17 protein-coding genes and 2 pseudogenes are annotated in these 20,114 nt (G+C 60.5%); 7 read left to right on the forward strand and 12 right to left on the reverse strand.

What is annotated here, in order from left to right; genetic code table 11:
• Window position 1: 1 nt before the first annotated feature.
• The 4 genes and pseudogenes from PWP93_RS27595 to PWP93_RS27610 all read right to left on the reverse strand — a co-directional run bounded on the left by PWP93_RS27595 (window position 2) and on the right by PWP93_RS27610 (window position 2,399).
• On the reverse strand, window positions 2-259 hold the full coding sequence (locus tag PWP93_RS27595; protein ID WP_421046837.1) for an acyl carrier protein: 258 nt from the start codon (window positions 257-259) through the stop codon (window positions 2-4).
• A gap of 2 nt (window positions 260-261) precedes the next feature.
• Window positions 262-999, reverse strand: coding sequence for a hypothetical protein (locus PWP93_RS27600; RefSeq protein ID WP_421047027.1), 738 nt, complete (start codon window positions 997-999; stop codon window positions 262-264).
• Window positions 1,000-1,128, reverse strand: a pseudogene (locus tag PWP93_RS27605) (MaoC/PaaZ C-terminal domain-containing protein); the annotation flags it as partial.
• Window positions 1,125-2,399, reverse strand: coding sequence for a beta-ketoacyl-[acyl-carrier-protein] synthase family protein (locus tag PWP93_RS27610; RefSeq protein ID WP_421046838.1), 1,275 nt, complete (start codon window positions 2,397-2,399; stop codon window positions 1,125-1,127). The gene PWP93_RS27610 and the pseudogene PWP93_RS27605, both read right to left, overlap by 4 nt.
• A gap of 457 nt (window positions 2,400-2,856) precedes the next feature.
• Between PWP93_RS27610 and zapE the strand changes: the two genes are divergently transcribed.
• A complete protein-coding gene (zapE, locus tag PWP93_RS27615) occupies window positions 2,857-3,945 on the forward strand; it encodes a cell division protein ZapE (protein WP_421046839.1) in 1,089 nt (362 codons plus the stop codon).
• 97 nt (window positions 3,946-4,042) lie between these two features.
• Window positions 4,043-4,633: a flavin reductase family protein gene (locus PWP93_RS27620; RefSeq protein WP_421046840.1), complete on the forward strand. Its 591-nt coding sequence runs from the start codon at window positions 4,043-4,045 to the stop codon at window positions 4,631-4,633.
• 1,718 nt (window positions 4,634-6,351) lie between these two features.
• On the opposite strand, the gene PWP93_RS27625 is transcribed toward PWP93_RS27620, so the two are convergent.
• Window positions 6,352-7,344, reverse strand: coding sequence for a ParB/RepB/Spo0J family partition protein (locus tag PWP93_RS27625; protein WP_421046841.1), 993 nt, complete (start codon window positions 7,342-7,344; stop codon window positions 6,352-6,354).
• A complete protein-coding gene (locus PWP93_RS27630; RefSeq protein WP_421027271.1) occupies window positions 7,341-8,549 on the reverse strand; it encodes an AAA family ATPase in 1,209 nt (402 codons plus the stop codon). The genes PWP93_RS27625 and PWP93_RS27630 overlap by 4 nt, the downstream gene beginning before the upstream one ends.
• A 1,336-nt stretch (window positions 8,550-9,885) precedes the next feature.
• Between PWP93_RS27630 and PWP93_RS27635 the strand changes: the two genes are divergently transcribed.
• Window positions 9,886-11,265 carry a replication initiation protein gene (locus PWP93_RS27635; protein WP_421046842.1) on the forward strand — a complete coding sequence of 460 codons (1,380 nt, stop codon included), beginning with the start codon at window positions 9,886-9,888 and terminating at the stop codon, window positions 11,263-11,265.
• 132 nt (window positions 11,266-11,397) lie between these two features.
• On the opposite strand, the gene PWP93_RS27640 is transcribed toward PWP93_RS27635, so the two are convergent.
• Window positions 11,398-11,862, reverse strand: coding sequence for an SET domain-containing protein (locus PWP93_RS27640; protein ID WP_421046843.1), 465 nt, complete (start codon window positions 11,860-11,862; stop codon window positions 11,398-11,400).
• A 170-nt stretch (window positions 11,863-12,032) separates the two neighbouring features.
• Here PWP93_RS27640 and PWP93_RS27645 point away from each other — a divergent pair, with 170 nt between their 5' ends.
• The gene (locus PWP93_RS27645) at window positions 12,033-12,563 is read left to right on the forward strand and encodes a pyridoxamine 5'-phosphate oxidase family protein (RefSeq protein WP_421046844.1); all 531 of its coding nucleotides are present in this window, start codon (window positions 12,033-12,035) and stop codon (window positions 12,561-12,563) included.
• 9 nt (window positions 12,564-12,572) lie between these two features.
• On the opposite strand, the gene PWP93_RS27650 is transcribed toward PWP93_RS27645, so the two are convergent.
• Window positions 12,573-12,701, reverse strand: coding sequence for a hypothetical protein (locus tag PWP93_RS27650; RefSeq protein WP_421046845.1), 129 nt, complete (start codon window positions 12,699-12,701; stop codon window positions 12,573-12,575).
• A 416-nt stretch (window positions 12,702-13,117) separates the two neighbouring features.
• On the opposite strand from PWP93_RS27650, the gene PWP93_RS27655 reads away from it, so the two are divergent.
• Entirely contained in the window at window positions 13,118-14,701 is a 1,584-nt protein-coding gene (locus PWP93_RS27655) for an isocitrate lyase (protein WP_421046846.1), read from the forward strand.
• Between the two features lie 210 nt (window positions 14,702-14,911).
• Here the strand turns inward: PWP93_RS27655 and PWP93_RS27660 are convergent, their stop codons facing one another.
• Together PWP93_RS27660 and PWP93_RS27665 are read right to left on the reverse strand one after the other, a co-directional pair.
• The gene (locus PWP93_RS27660) at window positions 14,912-15,103 is read right to left on the reverse strand and encodes a hypothetical protein (protein WP_421028005.1); all 192 of its coding nucleotides are present in this window, start codon (window positions 15,101-15,103) and stop codon (window positions 14,912-14,914) included.
• A gap of 151 nt (window positions 15,104-15,254) precedes the next feature.
• Window positions 15,255-15,566 (reverse strand): hypothetical protein, encoded by a 312-nt coding sequence (locus PWP93_RS27665; RefSeq protein WP_421027277.1) that lies wholly within the window; start codon window positions 15,564-15,566, stop codon window positions 15,255-15,257.
• 370 nt (window positions 15,567-15,936) lie between these two features.
• Here PWP93_RS27665 and PWP93_RS27670 point away from each other — a divergent pair.
• A pseudogene (locus tag PWP93_RS27670) lies at window positions 15,937-16,909 on the forward strand (DNA topoisomerase IB); the annotation flags it as partial.
• On the opposite strand, the gene PWP93_RS27675 reads toward PWP93_RS27670, so the two are convergent.
• Window positions 16,880-17,848, reverse strand: coding sequence for a DUF72 domain-containing protein (locus tag PWP93_RS27675; protein WP_421046847.1), 969 nt, complete (start codon window positions 17,846-17,848; stop codon window positions 16,880-16,882). The pseudogene PWP93_RS27670 and the gene PWP93_RS27675 sit on opposite strands and share 30 nt — an antisense overlap.
• Window positions 17,849-18,253: 405 nt before the next feature.
• Window positions 18,254-18,784, reverse strand: coding sequence for a hemerythrin domain-containing protein (locus PWP93_RS27680; protein ID WP_421046848.1), 531 nt, complete (start codon window positions 18,782-18,784; stop codon window positions 18,254-18,256).
• Window positions 18,785-19,019: 235 nt separating this feature from the next.
• Between PWP93_RS27680 and PWP93_RS27685 the strand changes: the two genes are divergently transcribed.
• Window positions 19,020-20,099, forward strand: coding sequence for a glycosyltransferase family 4 protein (locus PWP93_RS27685; RefSeq protein ID WP_421046849.1), 1,080 nt, complete (start codon window positions 19,020-19,022; stop codon window positions 20,097-20,099).
• The last annotated feature ends 15 nt before the right edge of the window (window positions 20,100-20,114 follow it).

Below are 20,114 nucleotides of genomic sequence, written 5' to 3' on the forward strand. Positions count from 1 at the left end.
CTCAGACCTCCTGTTTCGCGGACTCTTCCACGATGTACGTGCAAAGTTGGCCAACGGTTTTGATCTTCGTTTCAAAGAGCGTCGGCGCAAGTGTCACCAGAAATTCGCGGCTGACATTCACCTTGATTTCGACATAGTCGAGACTGTCGAGTCCCAGTTCGTCGATGCTGGTTTCCGGGGTAAGGTCTCCCGGCTCCATGTCCTTCATTTCGACGAGCATGTCTCTGATGAATTCGAGAACGGTGTTCGTATTGTTCATCGCTAGACTCCTGTCACTGCGGGAAGAAATGGGGGTAGTGCGAGCAGTCCGATCGACGTGCGCGTCAGCATTGCATCGCTGATGCGGGCCACCAGCGAGCCCGTGATCGCGAGGCCGCTGGACGCGTCTCCAGTCATGGCGGGCAATCCGACTTCGATATGCAGACCCATGGCGCCCATATCGTCGAGCAGTCCGTCGAGCATGAGCAATTTCATGGGCGCCGGAATCAGCGTCTCGTGATGGGTTTGCAGAACGGCCACATCGCTCATTAGCGCGCTTGCCGAATTCACGCCGTTGACGCCGAATACTCGCGCGACGCCGCCGAACAACTCGCTTTCGTTCACAAGCAGATGACGGAACAACAGTGCGTCGAGTATCAGCCATGCCGGTTGAGCCTGGCCCACCATCGAAATGAAGTGCGTCATCTGCTGAGCCAACTCGTCTTTTTCAAGCAGGAAAGGTGGTGCCGATTCTGCGTCGCGCACGGTTGCATCGCCCACTGCGGCTTCCTTTTCCGAAGCCGGGCGCAGATATCCGCTGATGCAGCTTTTGCCGCTTATGTCGTCCACCACCGAAAACTTAAAGCGACTCCCGCTCGGCTCGATATGGAGTTGATAGGGGCGGTCGCGCAGAACCGGTGCGCGAAGCGTTGCTTTGAACAGCAACGGCTCGTGATCCGCGACCGGATATGCGCATGCCTCCCCGTAAAGCGCAGACTTTACGTCGAGCATGACCCGCATCCCATGCACCGGCACGCCGGGCAGACCCACGCGTGCGGCGACGTCGGGATCGAAATGGATGGGATTGAAGTCGCCGGAAAATTCAGCCCACGCGCGAACATCGTCGCTGCTGTATCGCAGCCGTTTCATGGCCGGAAGCCCTCGATAACGAGCGCCGCGTTCGCTCCGCCAAAGCCAAACGACAGGTTCAGCGCGGTATCGACCTGCGCTTCACGATGGCAGTTGGGCACGTAGTCGAGATCACAGGTGGGATCAGGCTCATTCAAATGAATCGTGGCGGGTATGAGCCCGGTTTCAATTGTCTTCAGGCAGACGATGGCCTCGAAGCTACCCGCCGCCGCTATCAGGTGGCCGGAGTATGATTTCGTGCTCGAAGCGGGAATGCCGTAGGCGGCATCGCCCAACGCCGTCTTGATCGAGGCTGTTTCGTTCTCGTCGTTCAGCGGTGTGGACGTGCCATGTGCATTGATATAGTCGATCTGCGAGGCGTGGATGGCGGCATCGGACAACGCCGCCTGAATGGCCGCGACACGGGCTACCATGTCTTCGGCCGGCGCGGTAAAGTCGCGCGCATCCGAATAGTTGCCGTAACCGGTGATTTCGCCGAGGATGCGTGCGCCGCGTTGCAGCGCGGATTCGAGATCCTCGAGAACGAGCACGGCTGCGCCCTCTGACAACACAAAGCCGCTACGCGCTTTGCTGAACGGACAGCAGGCCTTCTCGATGTCAGTCTGCTCCTTGCTGAGCGCCTGCAGAATATCGATGTTCCAGACATTGGTGCGCGAGTTCAGCGCCTCGGCACCGCCGGCCAGCATCATCTTCGCACGGCCCGAGCGGATGACGTTGGCGGCATCGCCGATCGCAATCGTACCGGTGGCGCACGCGGCGACTGGCGTGTTCTGATAACCACGCAACTCCCAGATCAGGCTGCACGCAGCGGTTGCGACGTTGGGCATCGTCAGCAAGCTGCCAAGCGGACTGCCAAAGCCGGTGCCCAGATAGCGGTCGTGGCATTCGTACCCTTCGTCGAGACCGCCCCAACCCGTGCCGATGATCACCCCGCAATCCGTCGGCGCGTAGAAGGCGCCGGGCTTATGCTCGCCGAACGCCATGCTCATGGCTTCGCCGGCTGCAATTGCCGTGTAGCGGGCAAAACGCGGCAGCGCCCGCCGCACTGCGGCCGGAATGCGCTTGAGTATCTTGTCGTCGATGTCGACCTTGCCGAAGAATTTTGCTTTGATCGATGGGTCGTCGGGCTCCCACGTGCTGTAACCGCAGCGGTACTGAACGATACTGTCCCACGATTCGGCAACAGTGTTGCCCAAGGGAGTGACGCAGCCGTAACCCGTGATTACGACTCTGCACTTCGCAGTGCCAGGGGATTGATTTTTAATATTCACAGCTCTGGTTCGCAAGGAGGATTTCGAAATTCCAACAGGACTGGTTTATTCCGGTTTTTTGTACGACCCGGCTTTTAGTTAAGGTTGACATGCAAGTGCACCGATAAAAAGGGAGACTTGCATGGATATCGCTTTGCAGCAGGCAATAATGTATTTATGTGGAATGCATATATCAGTATGCGTTTATTGATCGAAACGTCTTGTTCATCTTCAATCCGATAGGTCGTGAAAAGACGTCCATGAGGAACGCTCGATTTAAGTGCGCGATATAGCCGCAGATCTTTAAGTTGCGCGATTAGTACACCGATTTATTTGAAGCCAGCTTCCTACTCGTTCCATATGCATTCGAGTCAACCAGGTCGCTGAGACGGTCCACAGGTGCCCTGTTAAACTACGCTGTCGCACGCGCCGTCTCGCACGCCTCCGGCCTGCTCATTCCCCGAGTCCTCGCCACCGCATGATCTCCCCGTCCTCCATTGCCAGTGCGCTCGCCCAAAAAGGTGTCGTCGCGGACGAGAGCCAGCAACGGGCGATCGACGCACTGTGCGTGTTGCTCGACGATGAACACGCACATGCTGACGAGGTTCAGTATCGTGGCGTCTACTGTCACGGTCTGCCTGGTCGCGGCAAGAGCCTGATCGTCGATACCCTCTATGCGCTTGCCACGTGCACGAAGCGGCGGCTCCATTTTCATCAGTTCATTCGCGATGTGAACCGTCTGCTCGTGCAGGCGCCCAAAAGCGACGACCGGCTCGGCGACGTCTCGCGAGCATGGCTGAAGGACATCGAACTGCTGTATTTCGACGAATTCCATGCGCACGACATCGCCGATGCGTTCCTGATGGGCCGCTTTCTGGAGACGGCGCTCGCATGCGGCACGCGCATCGTGCTGACGTCGAACTACAGCCCGCGCAGTCTGCTGCCAGACCCCGAGTTTCACGAACGCTTCGAACCCACGATTGAACGAATCGAACAGCATTTCAAAATCGTCGCGTTCGATGGTGAGCGTGACTATCGCGAGCAAAGCGATGCCAGTGGCGCGGCAACCATCGAGCAGCGTTTTTTCGCGCCACTAGAAGGCACACGCGAACCGCTGTGGGAAATTTTTGGCGAATACGAAGCGCAAGCGGCCGTTCATCCGACAACCATGGAAGTAGCCGGACGATTGCTGCCCGTCACGGCGGCGGGCAAGCAACTGGTGTGGGTCGACTTCGATGCGCTGTGCGGCGCGCCCCGCTCGCATCTCGACTATCTCACGCTTGCCGAGCGCTGGCGCGGCGTCATCGTCGATCGTCTGGAGACGGAGATGCTCAAGCGCCGCGATGTACTGCAGCGCTTCGTGTGGCTCGTCGATATTCTTTACGACCGCAAGCATGCGCTATTCATCGCCTCGGATCAGCCGATTCGCGCGGCGCTCACTGGACTCGACGGCGCGCACGATGTTTCTCGCACCACGAGTCGTCTAGCCGAAATGCAATCGCGTGGCTATGCGAGCAGCCTCGTGCGCAAGCATCTCGCCGCGCCTTCACGTGGGGCTCTCGACTAGCGGTGCGGTTTCACGCGAACTGCAAGCGCGGTCCGCAGACTATTTCCACCTGGTGTACAGTCCGTCGGACTTCGACACGACACGGACACACTGCACGATGGACGCCCTCTCCCGCTTCAAGCCCGTTGCGCTCGAACATGCGAGCCGCCTCATCAATCACGGGCCCACGGTGCTCGTCACAAGCGCAGATGGCGCGCGTCGCAACGTAATGGCCGCCGCGTGGTCGATGCCGGTGGAGTTCACACCGCCACGTATCGCGATCGTGATCGACAAGAAAACCTTCACGCGCGAACTGATTCAGGGGAGCGGAACCTTCGGCATCTGCGTGCCGGGCGCGGCTGCTATGGATTTGACCTACGCGGTCGGAAGCGTCAGCGGACGGGATGCCGACAAATTCCGGCGTTTCGATATCGAAGCCGTTCGTGGGCCGGTGCTCGGCGTGCCGCTGCTCGAAGCGGGCTGCGCCGCGTGGTTGGAATGCCGGCTCATTCCCGAGCGACACACCGAAGACGCCTATGACACGTGTTTCTGCGAGGTGGTGTCGGCAGCGGCCGATTCACGCGTGTTCGACCGGGGTCACTGGGTGTTCGATAGCGGCAACCGCGACCTGCACACGATCCATCACCTCGGTGCCGGGAATTTTGCTTTAGCCAGCGATGCCATTAAGGCGCGGGAGTTTGCTGGATAAGGCATAGCGGTAATGCGCATGCGCGGCCTCTGACATATTACAAAATACGTATTGAATGATACGGCTCTGGGTCAATTTTTAGAATTTGCCGAGTGAGTGCATTGAGGAGTGCGCTTTTGGGGTCGGGAAACGCATTTTCCGTGAAACATTATGTCCCGTGGGTGCCTGCAATGCGCTGAAATCCCCGTGCCATAAGGATTTCGTAGATTTCCCGGAATTTCACTGAATGTTTCACGGAACGGGGCGGGCGGGTTTGCGGAATTAGCGAATACCTCCGTAACCCCGCCCTGAAGAAGGAAGCTCTTATAGCTTCGCTTGCGGACGCCTCCGTTTTTGTCTGCGCGAGCAGCGGTGACGCCTGACTATTTGCGTGGCCCGACGAACTTCTATTTCAAATCTTTGCAGCAACGGATTGTGAGATTTGAACTCGCATCAAGTTGCGCTTCGCGCTGACGAGCGAACCCCGACATCGGTGTATCGCGGATGCGCCATCATGTTGCATAGCCAGCTAGACGGTTAGTTGCGTTCATGATTTGCTGTCATGGCACGCGGCAATTAACCAAGCGGGGCATAGCCTCGACTGGCATGAGGCTTTCTACTCGGGCATAACTCGATAAGTCGACAGACTACGCCCCTGACTCTCCCGATACTGAACTGGCTCCCTGACCCCCTGATGAAAATTTGGTCGAATGCGTCCCGATACGCTCACACCCGCTCACGATCGAACAGGCAATTCTCACTCTTTCTGCGGACATCTCATCTTCAGCAAGATCACTGAGCCAGCCCGTCTCAGCGTAGCTCAGTGACAGCATCAGATGCCTCGCTGTCGCCGCGGATTGGCGAGGCGAGATCACCCGATGCGCACAACATTACCTCCTGCCCAGAATGTGTCGAGTCGACACACATTGGCGAACGGCGTGAGTTGCGTCGCGTCGCTGGATTTGCCCGAGGCGGCTTCCGAGTATCGTGTCTCGTCATACCCGAGTCCGGCCTTCACATAAGACGTCGTTGCTTACAGGAAGGCAGGCAACGGGCTCCGCATTATGCGGTGTGTCGAGTCGACACATTTTTTGTGCACGAAGTCGTAGCGATATCACGTGATGCTGGATGCGTCAGGCGAACATACGTCTTTGGGCGCACGGAATTATGCACGCCGACGTGAGCACCACCGATCGAATTGGGCATGCTCGCTGCTGATTTCCACGTGTCGCGGCAGCGCAGCTGAGGGACATTGAACCAGGGCTTGCTCTGTGTGTCGACTCGACACACTGCCGCCGTTCGATTGCGCGTCTGGCACTCGGGAAAGAGTTGAGCCTCACTGGATCGACCTATCCGGTTTCCGGTGTTCGAGTGGCGCTTGGGCCATCATCATGTGCTGCTGCTATCGACTTGATGTGTACGGCCGCGCCCAACAGAATCGGCCACTCGGATCTGAAGTATCGTGTGTCGACTCGACACACATTCGCCACGACTAACACAGCGTCACGGAGATACAGCCACGCGCGCCGCCCATAATAGTTCTCATCCGAAAGCCGCCAGGGGGACACGAGCGATCTTTCCTAAACAACTGTGTCGAGTCGACACAGTTGTTCACCCACCAGGATCGGCCACTCCACAGCCAAAGTTCGTTGTGTCGACTCGACACACCAGGAGCCGGCCCATAAAAAAAGCCCGCATGCGCGGGCCTTTAACACCATCGAACAACCTGGAACTCATCCTCAGCCGGGCTTCACATTGAACAACTGGCTGATCAGTTCGCGAATCTGCGTCTCCTGTGCATCTGAAAGAACGCCAGTCTTCAGCTTCACGGTGAAGCTATTCGTATCCTTCGTGATGCTGCCTGCGTGGCTCTTGCCCGAGAAAATCTTCTCAATACTCCGCTCCGAAACGCTCTGCTCGCTCTCGCCTCGATCCGATTGCGCACCAATGGCTGCAGCCAGCTTCCCTTGATCAAGCGTCCCGGCGACGACCGCCGGCCAAAGCTCGCGCGTTGCCTTCAACCCTTGTGCACCGTGCTTCTTGAGCGCTGAAACGATTTCGTCCGCGGCGGATCCGCCAAGCAAGCGAGGATTCAGATCAAGGTCACGGCGAATAAAGTCGGGAAGCTTCTCGAACGCGAGGAATCGATACAAGCCTTTGCGCGACATGCCCAGCGCCTCCGCCATCCGCGTGCGCGTCGGAAATTCCCGCTCGGCGCGGCGCAGCGACTGGCCAATCTCATAATCAGTCAGATCTTCGCGGCCTACGTTCTCGACCAACGCGAGCACGGCCATGTCCTGATCCGAGCACTCGATCACCGACGCACGAATCTCTTCCTCGTGCAGTAAAACGTGCGCCCGCAAACGCCGCTCACCGGCAATCAACTGATAGCCGTTGTCGGCGCGCCGCACGACAACCGGCTCCACCAGCCCCACTTCGCGAATCGATTCAGCCAGCGATGCAAGACCCTCATCGCTGAAAATCTTGCGTGGCTGCCACGGGTTGGGCTGAATCGCACTGACGGGAAGCATGAGCTTGTCGCTCGTGCTTTCGAGTTCCTGGATGCGCTGCTGGGCCACGGCCAGCGCCCCCAGCATTCCCGGGCCCGTCTTGAACGCGCTGCTGCGGCGTGGCTCCGGTGCGGCGGGCACAGGCCGTTCGGTCGCCTGGCGCTCCGAAGCAGAACCGAGCTCGGCGGTTTTGGCCGCCATTTTGTCGCGAAACGAGCTCATTTTCCGGCCCTCCATTGCTCTACATAAAGATCATCGATCCAGCGCACATAATCGGTGAGCGGCTGCCGGACGCGCGCGACGGTCTTGTCAGCGAGATCGCCCTTGCTGATATCGAACACGGTGGCCATCGCCAGAGCACCGTTACTCATAGCCGAACTGGCCGGCACTTCCACGGCGCTGACCCAATCCTTGTAGGTGCGCTGCACCCAGGAGCGAACCACAGGCGCCGACGACGTCTTGCCATAATCCACTTTCGACAGCAGCACCGAAACAAAGTCGTAGGTTTTTTCGTCGCCGCGCTCCATGATCGTGTGCGCGAGATCGGAGAAAAGACTCCAGAACGACACCGAGCTGATGAAGTCGAGGCTCTCCGGAACTAGCGGCATGACCATGGCATCGGCGGCCATCAGCGCGTTGATGGTGAGGTAGGACAGCGACGGCGCGGTATCGAGGATGATGTAGTCGTAGTGCTGACGCAGTGACTCAATACCTTGGCGCAGCAAGTCCCAGAACTTGAAGCCGGGATTCTTGATGACGGTGCCGGGAATATGGAACTCCGCCGAGAAGAGCGTGGGGTGCGCCGGAATGACGTCGAGCCCGTCCCAATAGGTCGGCTGCACGAAGTTCCGCAGGCCGCCTTCCATCTGCGGATCGTAAATGAACGGCAGGACCGTGCTGTCCTCCGTGACTTCTTTTTCCGCATAAAGGCCGCAAAGCTCAGTGAGTGATGCCTGTGGGTCGAGGTCGATAAGCAGCACCCGCCGGCCGCGCAGCGTCAAGCCCTGGGCGAGGCACATCGTGGTGGTGGTCTTGGTGGAACCGCCCTTGAAGTTGGCGACCAGAATGACCTTGCCGTCGGCATCGCGCACGCCAGTATGAAGTGGCGTTTGATAAATATCCGAAACCTGCTGGACCCACGTGCGCGCTTCAGGCAAGGTAAACACCCGGCTGCGCCCCGAGCCTTGGGCCTCGCCTTGTGGCAGGCCCTCGCGTGTAGCGAGCAGATTGTTGAGCTTGATGCGGTCGATGCCGCACAGTTCGGCAACTTGCGCGGACGTGAATGTGGGCGCCATCTTTCGCGGCTTCGGCGCCAGCATCATTTCCCGAAGTTCTTCTGATAGTTGACCGGCTTCCTCTGCAAACTGCGTGACCGCAGAAAGGTCGACACGCCGATCAATCGATGGAAATTCGATAGTCTTTGCCATTAATACGCTTTTCATCGGAATTTAGATAAAGCGTAGAATACAGGAAAAGCGTATCGAAACACACTGATTGAGGGCGATTTTTAAAAAAATCGACCTTTTTATTTGCGCTATGACGGGCTCCGGAGCTTCGGTCCAGCCTTGGACCCTCGTCAGGGCGCCAGGCCGCCTACGCGGCATTTAAGGGCATTCCTGCCGATTTGCCTATTTTTTAAGCATGCACCCGCCGGAATTCTCTCGATTCTGATGGAGATCGCGGCACCCTCTGATTCACAGCGCTGCGCAGACATTCGTATAAGCAGACAAAATCTTCAGAGGTCACGATTTTTGTGCACTTTCGCTAATCCGCGAAACGACGGTACCGATTCGGGTTCCACAGTAACGGATTTTGTGCACGCACAGGAGATTCAACGACCCCAACACCGAAAATTGACACAAAAACCGTTACCCAATCCAACACCCGCCGCAACCGGAACCGCGCAAGCGCTGAACTGCACAAAAAACGTGACTATTGCGCAGTCCCGGAGGCAAAGATGTCGGCAAGCGCAGACAAAACGACGATAGCCGCCGCCACAAGAAGATGGGCGAACGCCAAAGTCCCCAAGAGTCAGCACAAAAAACGTTACCGGCCTTCGCCCCAAACTCGCGTTCGCGTCCATGGAGGCCCATCGCACGCTCTTGCACATTAAACGTTGCCTCGTCGGACTCCCTCTTCTGCACAAAAACCTCCACCTTCGTTCCTCCACCCGCTGTTTGCACAAAAAACGTTACTGAAGAGGGCATCGGGAAGAAGAAATTCAGCAGCGGACGCCGTCCTCCGGCCGGCCGCACACAAACCATTACCACCAGCGCGAACAGGTGCACATAAACCGTTGCCCTCGATGATGGCCAAGTACGGTTTGATCGACCGGTAGCACAGCAAATCCTCGAAGATTTGCGCTCAAATCCCCATTGGCGAAGGATCCTGCGGCTTTTCCTATAAGAAATACGCCCATGTGTCCTCAGCCAATTTGCGTAAATTTTTGCGCGAAGCGTCTTTGCTTCTTGCCGTTGGTTTGTTTACTTAAACAAAGAAAACCTACTAACCCACTAACGAACGCCTTCGAATCCTTTGTCTTCAAGGACTTGCTGCTGAAAAGCACCGGTCTATGTGCTGAAAGCATTGGTTTATGTGCACGAGGGTGATGTTTTTTGTGCTGGGGATGGAGAGGTCTATGTGCAATTCGGCACGGTTTTTGTGCGGACCCTTCAAAGCCTGCCGTTTGAGGTAACGGTTATTGTGTTGACTTGTGTTCGGGGAGTGATAGAGTCGCGGCCAATATCGACGGAGAGCACACGAATGTCGGAGGACAGCGGACGCAGGACGACCACCCAGCAGATGTCGCTCGGGTTGTTCGAGGAAATGTCCGGCCAGCCTATCAATGAGAGCACGAGGGAGATCGGCTTTCAGCGCAACAACGTTTTCGTTGCGATCAACGGGCTCGGCCTGTCGTCGCGACGTTTTATCGATGCCGCCTATTTCATCGCGGCCCAAGAACCGCTGCCGCGCGAGATCTACGACGTCGACCTGAACTACTTCAAGTGGCTCATGCGCTACGAGAGCCGCAACGTGCGTCATCTCCAGAGCGTGATCAAGGAAGCGCAGCGGGTGCTCATCGAAGTGACGGACACGCCGCCCGATCGCGCGCCCAGCGAAGAGGACCAGTGGATTTCCGAGCAGTTGATGGGCAGCGTGAAGATCGGCAAGGGGCGTATCCAGTTTCGCATCCCGCCGCTGATGCTGCGACACATCACCGGTCCGGACAAGCATCACTGGCTCAACCTGTGCATCACGGCCGCCTTCTCGCAGACTTTCGCGCGGGCAATCTACGACTACGTGCTGCCCTACGTGAGCGCGGGCTTTACCGACTGGATCGAGCTCGACGTCATGCGCCGCTGGCCGGGCAAGCTTGGATCGAGCGCGTCGGAATTCAAGCACTTCCGGCCGAAGTATCTCGATCCGGCCGTGCGCCAGATCAACGAGCTCTCGGACATCGACCTGAGCTACGAAACACGGGCCGACTCCGAAACCTCGCGCAAGATCAACAAGATCCGCTTCCGGCTGAAGCGCAAGGACACCGTTGCCGCCATGCTGAGCCGTCAGCCCGACGCCCACGACCTGCTGCTCACGCTGAAGGAGGAGTTCGGCCTGAGCAACAAGCAGTTCGATGTGATCGCCGAGCATCGCATGAGCTGGACCGACGAGCGGATCCAGCAGGCCATCGAATACACGCGTTTTCGCCTCAATCAGGGCAAGGTCACCAAGAGCCCGGCCGGCTACCTGATGAAGGCGCTGAGCCACAACTGGCAGGTGTCGGAGGCCGAGCGCAAGATGGTGGCGATCCAGACCGAGCGGGCGGCGGCCGAGAGCGCGGCGGAAACGGCGAAAGCCGCGGCCGGCAGCGCCGTGAAGCAGAGCATCGCCGCGCGCGACGAAGAAGCGCGCGCGCGCCGCAACGACGAAGTCCAGCGCGGGCGCGAGCATTTCGAGTCTGCCGACGAGAAGACCCGCAAGGAACTCGTGCGCCTGTACATCGTGTCGCAAGCCGGCAAGCTCATGCTGCGTCGCCTGAAGCTCGAAGCCTCCGCGTTGTCGGACGCGAATATCCTCAGCCATTCCGATCTCGCGTGGTATTTCGGGCAGTTCGTGTACGCGAGACTCAAGCAAAGCGCCGCCTGAGGCACGCCGCGATGCGCGGCATTGGATTCACCGCCAGTTGCGGCGGCCCCCGGGGTAATGGCGGCAATTGCGTGATTTATCTGGATTCCTGATCAAATCGCCGATGTGAATGGTTGCTTTACATCGGCGGGTTCACACCGCTAAAACAAGTGCACCCGCGGCCAATGCTCCCAGCATGGTGCCGCGGCAGAGCGGGGCGCCGCAGCGGCAGGCATAGTCGCGTTGCGCGTCGTCGTCGGCGTGCTGCTCGATCTCGAGCGCGTAGTCGATGAAGAGCTCCTCGCCGGGTGCGATATCGCGGATTGCCTCGATGAACACGCGCCCGTTTCCTTCGACTGCCTCGCAGTTCGCGGCGCACGCGTGATTGAGCCAGCGTGCGCCATTGCCGCCGCGCCCGCCGTCGATCACTCGCCCGTCGGACAGGCCGAACAGGAAGGTGTGGCCCAAGTCGCTGCGGCGCGCGTTCCAGCGCGCCGCCTCGCGCCACGTGGTCACCATGCCCTTGTACTCGAAAATGCGCTCCCCGGCGCGCAACGGAAGCAGCGCGAAAACGCCTTTGCCATGCACCGGCGATTGCCGGACGGTCACACGTTTCATAGTCGTCGGAACGTCGCGGAGGGGAGGGGAAGACGCCGAGTATATGCCGAGAAAATGTCGGCGCGTACAGAGTGACGGTGGCCTGGCCGAGCAATTCCATCGTCGTACGCGATGCGGTAGATTGGCGTGGCGCTTGCGAACCCGCTTGCCCCCTTCGGAGACCCTGATCGATGCATCGAGATGAAACCCGCGATTCCGCGCCGGAGCGCAAGCACGCGGACGCGCAGCATGACGCGCGCGAGCTGCCGCCTTCGCTCGTGCGCGCGCTGGACGGCGAGCACCTCGAGACGCGCGCGGACGAAGCCTTTCGCCTCTCGACCGTGGGCGCCGATGGCTGGCCGCACGGTGCGCAGCTAAGTGTGGGGGAAGTGCTGGCGCTCGACGCGCAAACCCTGCTCGTGGCGATGTGGCCGCGCTCGAACACCGCGCAGAACATGCAGCGCGACGCACGCCTCACGCTCACGCTGGTGCATGACGGCGCGGTGCTGGAGATACGCGCGCAGGCAAGCCTCGTCGCCGAGCATCAGACCGCGCTCGACCTCAGCGTGTTTCGCCTGCGCGTCGAGCGTGTGGACGTGCATCGCGCGAAATATGCCGAGGTGCTGAGCGGGGTGACGTTCCGCCTGCACGAGCGCGAGAAGGTGATGGCGCGCTGGCGCGAGCAGATCGCGATGTTGCGCACGCACGCCCCCCAGCCATGAGCGCGACTGTCACCGGCTGCCTTTAAAGGGCGATGCCGGCACGAAGCGCGGCACGCGTTTTTCGATGTTCGCCGCGACGGTTTCGCGCTGGTTTTCACCGCCTATCAGCGCCTCTTGCTCCACGGATTCGGCGATCAACGTCGCCGCCGCGTTGCCGCGCGACGCGACCTGCAGCAGGCGCTTGGCGGCGCGAATCGCGTCGGGGCTGCGCTGCGCGATTTCACGCGCGGTGGTGAACGCGAGGGCCAGCGGATCGTCGGCGCATGCGCGTGGCGAGCCCGACTCTCCAGCCGCTGAAAGCGCGTTTCACATTGCGGGATATGCGGGGAATTTCCGGGGTGAGATTTTTTCGTCACTCGAAAATCTGTTTTGTATCGCAAAAAGATGTGCGTATCTTATTGAATTTAAAGCGTAAATTATGTCTTATGTCTTATATAAGACTTCACCCAAACGCGGTGGGCGGCGTTACTATTGAGTCATGCAGTTCGCTTCGACAAACGGGGCGGCACGCTGAAACCATTTGATCAAACGCGCTTTGCTCTTAGGAGAGACACATGGCTCAGTATCAAGACGACATCAAGGCAGTGGCTGGCTTGAAGGAAAACCACGGCAGCGCCTGGAATGCCATCAATCCCGAATACGCCGCCCGCATGCGTGCCCAGAACAAGTTCAAGACGGGTCTGGACATCGCGAAGTACACCGCGAAGATCATGCGCGCCGACATGGCCGCCTACGACGCCGACCCGTCGAAGTACACGCAGTCGCTGGGTTGCTGGCACGGCTTCATCGGCCAGCAGAAGATGATCTCCATCAAGAAGCACTTCAACAGCACCGAGCGCCGCTATCTGTACCTGTCGGGCTGGATGGTGGCTGCGCTGCGCTCCGAGTTCGGCCCGCTGCCGGACCAGTCGATGCACGAAAAGACCTCGGTCAGCGCGCTGATCCGCGAGCTGTACACGTTCCTGCGCCAGGCCGACGCCCGTGAACTGGGCGGCCTGTTCCGCGAACTCGACGCCGCAAAGGACGCGTCCGCCAAGGCCGCCATCCAGCAAAAGATCGACAACCACGTCACGCACGTGGTGCCCATCATCGCCGACATCGACGCGGGTTTCGGCAACGCTGAAGCCACGTATCTGCTGGCCAAGCAGTTCATCGAAGCGGGCGCATGCTGCATCCAGATCGAAAACCAGGTGTCGGACGAGAAGCAGTGCGGCCACCAGGACGGCAAGGTCACCGTGCCGCACGAGGACTTCCTCGCGAAGATCCGCGCGATCCGCTACGCGTTCCTCGAACTGGGCGTGGACGACGGCATCATCGTGGCCCGCACCGACTCGCTGGGCGCCGGCCTGACCAAGCAGATCGCCGTGACCCGCACGCCGGGCGACCTGGGCGACCAGTACAACTCGTTCCTCGATTGCGAAGAACTGACGGCTGACCAACTGGGCAACGGCGACGTGATCATCAAGCGCGACGGCAAGCTGCTGCGTCCCAAGCGCCTGCCGAGCAACCTGTTCCAGTTCCGCGCCGGCACGGGCGAAGCGCGCTGCGTGCTCGACTGCGTCACCGCTCTGCAAAACGGCGCCGACCTGCTGTGGATCGAAACCGAAAAGCCGCATATCGCGCAGATCGGCGGCATGGTCAGCGAGATCCGCAAGGTCATCCCGAACGCGAAGCTGGTGTACAACAACAGCCCGTCGTTCAACTGGACGCTGAACTTCCGCCAGCAGGCATACGACGCGATGAAGGCCGAGGGCAAGGATATGTCGGCCTACGAGCGTGGCCAGCTGATGAGCGTGGAATACGATCAGACCGAACTGGCGAAGCTCGCCGACGAAAAGATCCGCACGTTCCAGGCCGATGCCTCGCGCGAAGCCGGTATCTTCCACCACCTGATCACGCTGCCGACGTACCACACCGCGGCACTGTCGACCGACAACCTCGCGAAGGAATACTTCGGCGACCAGGGCATGCTCGGTTATGTGGCTGGCGTGCAGCGCAAGGAAATCCGCCAGGGCATCGCTTGTGTGAAGCACCAGAACATGTCGGGCTCGGACATCGGCGACGACCACAAGGAATACTTCAGCGGCGAAGCAGCGCTGAAGGCGGCCGGTAAGGACAACACGATGAACCAGTTCTGATATCGGCAGTACCCGAAGCGAAACGCCAACCCGGGAATAATACGGGTTGGCGTTTTTTTATCCGGGCAATAAATCGCGCCAGGCGATGGTGCGTGATTCAACACGGGCTACACGCCTTCTTCCCATCGGCACCAGCCGCGCCAATCTCGCCTGTCGCCAGCGCGAGCGACGCAGCCGCGGACATCGCCGCGCTATCGCCGGGAGGCGGCACTAACCACCACCGATGCCCTGCAGGACCTTGCCCGTACCGCCGCAGACGGCGCAGCGCTGTCCTTCGACGAGACCGGTGCCATGGCAGGCGCCGCACAGGTCTTCACCGACGCCGGGGGTGCCCGGGGGGCCTTCGTCGCCCGGGTTCAGAGGGCTCTCGTTCTCGCTGGGTGCGGGCTTCGCAGGTTGCATGATGATCACCTCGAGGTTCGATGCTGAATCAATAGAGCGGCGGACGTAGCAGGTGTCCTGCCGCACGGAACGTGCCGCGCCACTTGTCCGAACGATGCCGAATACAGGATGAAGGGCGGTGGCGCCGGCGGTGCGAATCAGTGCGGATGCTTTAAGAGGCGGGCCTCTCGAACGCGGCGGTCCACACCATGAAGTCATGGTTAAGACGGCTTTCAGTACCGCTAACGCAATCGACGATCGCGCCAAGCATGATCTCGTTGACGTGCCGCCAGTAGGCCGCAGTCTTTGCAGTGCCCGCTAATGCATAGCTTGCATTCAGGCGCCATGTGTCAAACGCCGAATGCCCGGCGGCCGATTCCAGTGCGATGGCGCGCTGCTCATTCAGGGCGGTATTGAACGCGCGGCTATTGAGTTCCACGATGCGGCCAGCGGTCTCGACGCAAAGGCGTGCGAGATCGGTCATTCCTGTACTCAGTGACGCAACGCGTTCAGACGCCTGGCCCGGGCCTGCGTCGGGGAGGGCGATCGTCGGTTCAGTCATCATTGGCTCCACTTGGGGGTTGAATCGGGTGTCCGGGTGTTTGTGCTGCATTGCTGGATTGCCGCATTGAATATTCCCGGTTCGGCTCAACGGTTCGTCGAAGTGCGGCAAGTCCGGCTGAGCGCTGGTCTCGCGCAAGAATCGCAACGGCGTTCGCGGCACGGGCATTGCTCGTTCGTTACCCAATCAGGCCAATCGACCGAGGCAAGCCGTGGCAAACAATCAGGAAAATGCTGGAGAGCCGGGCCGCAAAAGCGCCGCGCGCGAGCGCAGCGCATCCTTTACTGACGTCATGCCCTCGGGCCTGCGCTACGTCGACGACTCGCATCGCGGGTACACGCGCGAGCGGATCGATGGGGCGTTCGTCTACTTCGATACGCGAGGCAAGCGCATCAAGGACGATGCCGAGATTCGCCGTATCAATGCATTGGCGGTGCCGCCTGCCTATACCGACGTCTGGATCTGCCCGGATCCGCACGGCCATTTGCAGGCAACGGGCCGCGATGCACGCGGGCGCAAGCAATACCGGTATCACCCGCGCTGGCGTGAAACGCGCGACGCGACCAAGTACGAGCGCTTGCTGGCGTTCGGCACGACGCTGCCGAAACTGCGCGCCCGGTTGGCGCGCGATCTGGCGCTCGACGGCATGCCGCGAGACAAGGTGCTGGCCACCGTCGTGCGCCTGCTCGATATCACACTGATTCGCGTGGGCAGCGAGGAGTATGCTCGAGAGAACCGCTCGTATGGCCTGACGACGCTGCTCAAGCGGCATTTGACGGTGTCGTCTGACCGGCTGCGCTTCCGGTTTCGTGGCAAGAGCGGCATCGAGCACGATGTCGCGGTCAGCGACGCGCGCGTCGCGCGCATCGTCAGGCGCTGTATGGAACTGCCGGGCCAGGAGCTCTTTCAGTATCTCGACGCCGATGGCGCGAGGCATTCCGTTAGCTCCTCGGACATCAACGAGTATCTGCGCGAGATCACCGGCGTAGAGTTCACCGCGAAAGACTACCGCACGTGGGCGGGCAGCGTTTTCGCGCTGGCGGCGCTGCGCAAGCTGGAATGGGAAACGGCGACGCAGGCGCGCAAACACGTCGTCGGCACCATCAAGCAGATATCGCAACTGCTGCGCAATACGCCGGCGGTTTGCCGCAAGTGCTATGTCCATCCGGCCGTGATCGAAGCGTTCGAGGCGGGTGCCCTCGCCCAGGCGCTGCCCGCCGCGCGCCGCCGCGGACTCAAGGCTGACGAGGCAGCGCTCGTCGCTTTTCTGAAGAGCGACGCAAAGCGGCGGGTGCGCGAGATGTCGAGCCGCGAGCGAGCGGTTCTTCGGCGAAACCAAACCGGGTCATCAAGCGGCGCGCGTCGAAGGGCGCTTCCGTCTTCTGATCATTGTCGAAATAGCAGTACACGTCGCGCGGTTTGCATTCGCGATTGCCGAGCGCGGGCGCGATGAGTCGCGCGTGCGCTGCGGTCTTTCCCTCGCTCCATGCTCTGAAGCGGGCTTCCCATTCGTCTAGCGCCGCGTCGCTGTAGGCCCCCGCATATTTTCCGGTTGAACCGTGCAGCCGTGCATAGGTAAAGTCGGCGGTGGCATCTTCGGCATAGGGCCAGGGTTCCGTGGAATCGGATACCACGAGCGCCACGCGATGGCGTAGGAGCAGATCCACGAAAGAGGGGTCAACGAAACTCGCATGGCGAATTTCGATGGCGTGGCGCATGGGCCGGTTGCGGTCGATGGTGAGCCGCGGCGTCTTCACCCGTGAGTCGTGGCGTCTCGCCAGACGTAGCGCAGCTTCCGTATCGCGCGGCAGCAGTGCGAGGAACCGTTCCAGGCGATCGGCATTGAAGGGGTAGGTTGGCGGGAACTGCCAGAGTAGAGGTCCTAATTTTTCGTTCAACGCCAGCAACCCTTGCGCAAAGAAGTTCGCACACGCAACGATTGCCGACTCGTCCCGAAACCGCAGCATGTGTGTGAGGTAGCGTGCGCCCTTGATGCTGAAGACGAAACCGTTCGGCGTTTCGTCTCGCCACTGCTCGAACGACGCCGGCGATTGCAGGCTGTAGTGCGTGCCGTTAATTTCGATGGTCTGCACGGCACGCGAGGCGAAGTCGAGCTCGCGCTTTTGCGGCAGACTTTGTGGATAGAACGTGCCGCGCCAGCCGTCGTAGCGCCAGCCGGAAATGCCGATCCGCACTTCGCCCATGATGTCCTCCTCGCCGACCTGCGAGAGATGTGCGTGCATGCGGGCTAATTAGCACAGTCTGTTCCCACGCGCCGTGCTTGACGAAGCCCGCGCAGAGCATCCGCTTTGAGCGGAACAAAAATGCGTACACCCGGGTTCGGCCTGCCCAAGGGGCCCACCTGGCGATATGAAAAAGACCACAAGCATGTTGAGGGCGGTAGCAGCCCGTCGACGCTCGCTGGGCCGCCGCACCAGGCGATGCCGGGCTTCGCCGGGACGCTCGCGGACGTGGAGATCGCCAATGTGCTCATCTATATTCGCAGCGCATGGGGCAACAATGCCCAAGCCATCACGACGAATGACGTGAGCGACCTCGCGTCGGCCTCTCCACAAGTGAGAGGCGGCGTTTGCGGCATCGGCTCGCTCTCAAAGCGGCATATCGAAATGCGAGAGCACCAGCGTCTTGTCGCCCGTGGTCTTCGCTCCGGCGGCTTCGAGCTTGGCATCGAGTTCGGCCTTGCGCGACGCAATACGCCGGCCCAGCGCCGCAAGATCAACGTTGCTGCCGCGCAAGAGCGGAAACAGTCCGTTTTCTTCTTCTTGTACATGGTGGCGGACCAGTTCGGCTAGCACGCGGAACGTCGCGTCGTAGCCCGCGTGCGCGGGCGTGAGCGTAACGAAACGCTGGATGAGCATTTTCACGAGATAGTGTTCGACCCGTGCCTCGTCCACATCAAGCGTATCTTTGGACAATGCGTCGCTTGCGGCGGGATACAGCAACTCCTCCTCGAGCATCGTATGCACAGTCAGTTGCTCGCACGTTCGTTTGACGATCGTGAAGCGGGCGTCCTCGCTGGCTTGCCCGGCTTCCTGGTACGCATCGAAGAGTTTGTCGACGGCGCGGTGGTCGGCGGTCAACAGCTCCAGCGCGTCGGTGGATTGTTCAGGTTTGCTCATGGTATTGCTCCGCAGGGACATGCCTCGATTAAGCACTGTGCATACCCGACCGGCGAGCTCAGACGAGGCGCAAACGGTTCGCTTGATCGGCGACGAGCCACGCGGGCAATTGCATCAGGCTTCGCACCGGGAAATGCAGCACGTGTGCAGCGACCTGCGCTGCACGCAGCCGAACCGGGAACGACGAGTGCGGAATAGCGTTCCCCGGCGCCGGCCGGTCCTGTGAAGGAATGCCATGCGTATCGCCCAGGTCGCTCCGCTCTATGAACGCGTACCGCCCGTGCGTTACGGCGCCACTGAGCGGATCGTTCATTACCTGACTCAAGCACTCATCGACCGCGGCCACGACGTGACGCTGTTCGCGAGCGGCGATTCGCAAACCCACGCCGTTCTCGTACCTTGTTGCGCACGGGCGCTGTGGCACGACCGGGACGTAACCGACACGCTGGTCCACCACGTTGCGCAACTCGAGCGGGTGGCCGCGCGCGCGCATGAATTCGACGTCGTGCACTTCCACACCGAACCGCTGCATCTGCCGCTCGCGTGCAGATTGAACGTCGCTTCGCTCACCACGATGCACGGCGTAATTCGCCGCCAGGACCTGGGTGTGCTGCTCGACGTGTCGCGGGGCGAAGCGCTCGTCGCGCTATCGCAAGCGCAGCGCAGGAGCGCTCCGCACGCGAACTGGCTAGCGACGATCGCGCACGGCTTGCCCTCCGATCTCTTCGTGCCCAGCGCGGCTCACGACGGCTATCTTCTGTGGATGGGCCGCATGATGCCGGGCAAGGGGCCGGACAGGGCAATAGACATCGCTCGACGAGCCGGCAAGCCGTTGAAGATGGCCGCGGCAGTCCATCCGGGGGAGCGTGCATGGTTCGAGGACCATATGCGTCCGCTGATCGCGCGCAACGCCAACTGTGTGGAGTACGTAGGCGAAGTGGGGGGCGGTTTGCGCGCGATGTTGCTGCGTCGCGCCGAAGCATTGCTGATGCCGATCAGTTGGGACGAGCCGTTTGGCCTGGTGATGATCGAGGCGCTCGCGAGCGGAACGCCCGTGATCGCCACCCGCCGCGGCGCCGTCGCCGAAGTGCTCTCGGATGGCGTGAGCGGGTTCGTCGTGGATGGACCGGATGCGGCAGTCGACGCCGTTGCACGCTTGCCCTTGCTTTCCCGTGAGCGCTGCCGCGCCGAGTTCGAGCGACGCTTCACTGCGGAGCGCATGTGTGACGATTACGTTGCTGCATACGACGCGCTCATCGCGCATCGCGAAGCGCGGCGCCCGTCAAGGATGCCGGGCCTGTGCGATGGCATGTAATTCTGGGCGGTCATG

This window comes from Paraburkholderia sp. A1RI-2L, assembly GCF_048957375.1.
Lineage (GTDB): Bacteria > Pseudomonadota > Gammaproteobacteria > Burkholderiales > Burkholderiaceae > Paraburkholderia.

Coding starts and splice junctions, on each gene's coding strand:
- PWP93_RS27595 (WP_421046837.1), bottom strand. CDS start 259: ATGAACAATACGAACACCGTTCTCGAATTCATCAGAGACATGCTCGTC.
- PWP93_RS27600 (WP_421047027.1), bottom strand. CDS start 999: ATGCGGGTCATGCTCGACGTAAAGTCTGCGCTTTACGGGGAGGCATGC.
- zapE (WP_421046839.1), top strand. CDS start 2,857: ATGATCTCCCCGTCCTCCATTGCCAGTGCGCTCGCCCAAAAAGGTGTC.
- PWP93_RS27620 (WP_421046840.1), top strand. CDS start 4,043: ATGGACGCCCTCTCCCGCTTCAAGCCCGTTGCGCTCGAACATGCGAGC.
- PWP93_RS27625 (WP_421046841.1), bottom strand. CDS start 7,344: ATGAGCTCGTTTCGCGACAAAATGGCGGCCAAAACCGCCGAGCTCGGT.
- PWP93_RS27630 (WP_421027271.1), bottom strand. CDS start 8,549: ATGGCAAAGACTATCGAATTTCCATCGATTGATCGGCGTGTCGACCTT.
- PWP93_RS27635 (WP_421046842.1), top strand. CDS start 9,886: ATGTCGGAGGACAGCGGACGCAGGACGACCACCCAGCAGATGTCGCTC.
- PWP93_RS27640 (WP_421046843.1), bottom strand. CDS start 11,862: ATGAAACGTGTGACCGTCCGGCAATCGCCGGTGCATGGCAAAGGCGTT.
- PWP93_RS27645 (WP_421046844.1), top strand. CDS start 12,033: ATGCATCGAGATGAAACCCGCGATTCCGCGCCGGAGCGCAAGCACGCG.
- PWP93_RS27655 (WP_421046846.1), top strand. CDS start 13,118: ATGGCTCAGTATCAAGACGACATCAAGGCAGTGGCTGGCTTGAAGGAA.
- PWP93_RS27660 (WP_421028005.1), bottom strand. CDS start 15,103: ATGCAACCTGCGAAGCCCGCACCCAGCGAGAACGAGAGCCCTCTGAAC.
- PWP93_RS27665 (WP_421027277.1), bottom strand. CDS start 15,566: ATGACCGATCTCGCACGCCTTTGCGTCGAGACCGCTGGCCGCATCGTG.
- PWP93_RS27675 (WP_421046847.1), bottom strand. CDS start 17,848: ATGGGCGAAGTGCGGATCGGCATTTCCGGCTGGCGCTACGACGGCTGG.
- PWP93_RS27680 (WP_421046848.1), bottom strand. CDS start 18,784: ATGAGCAAACCTGAACAATCCACCGACGCGCTGGAGCTGTTGACCGCC.
- PWP93_RS27685 (WP_421046849.1), top strand. CDS start 19,020: ATGCGTATCGCCCAGGTCGCTCCGCTCTATGAACGCGTACCGCCCGTG.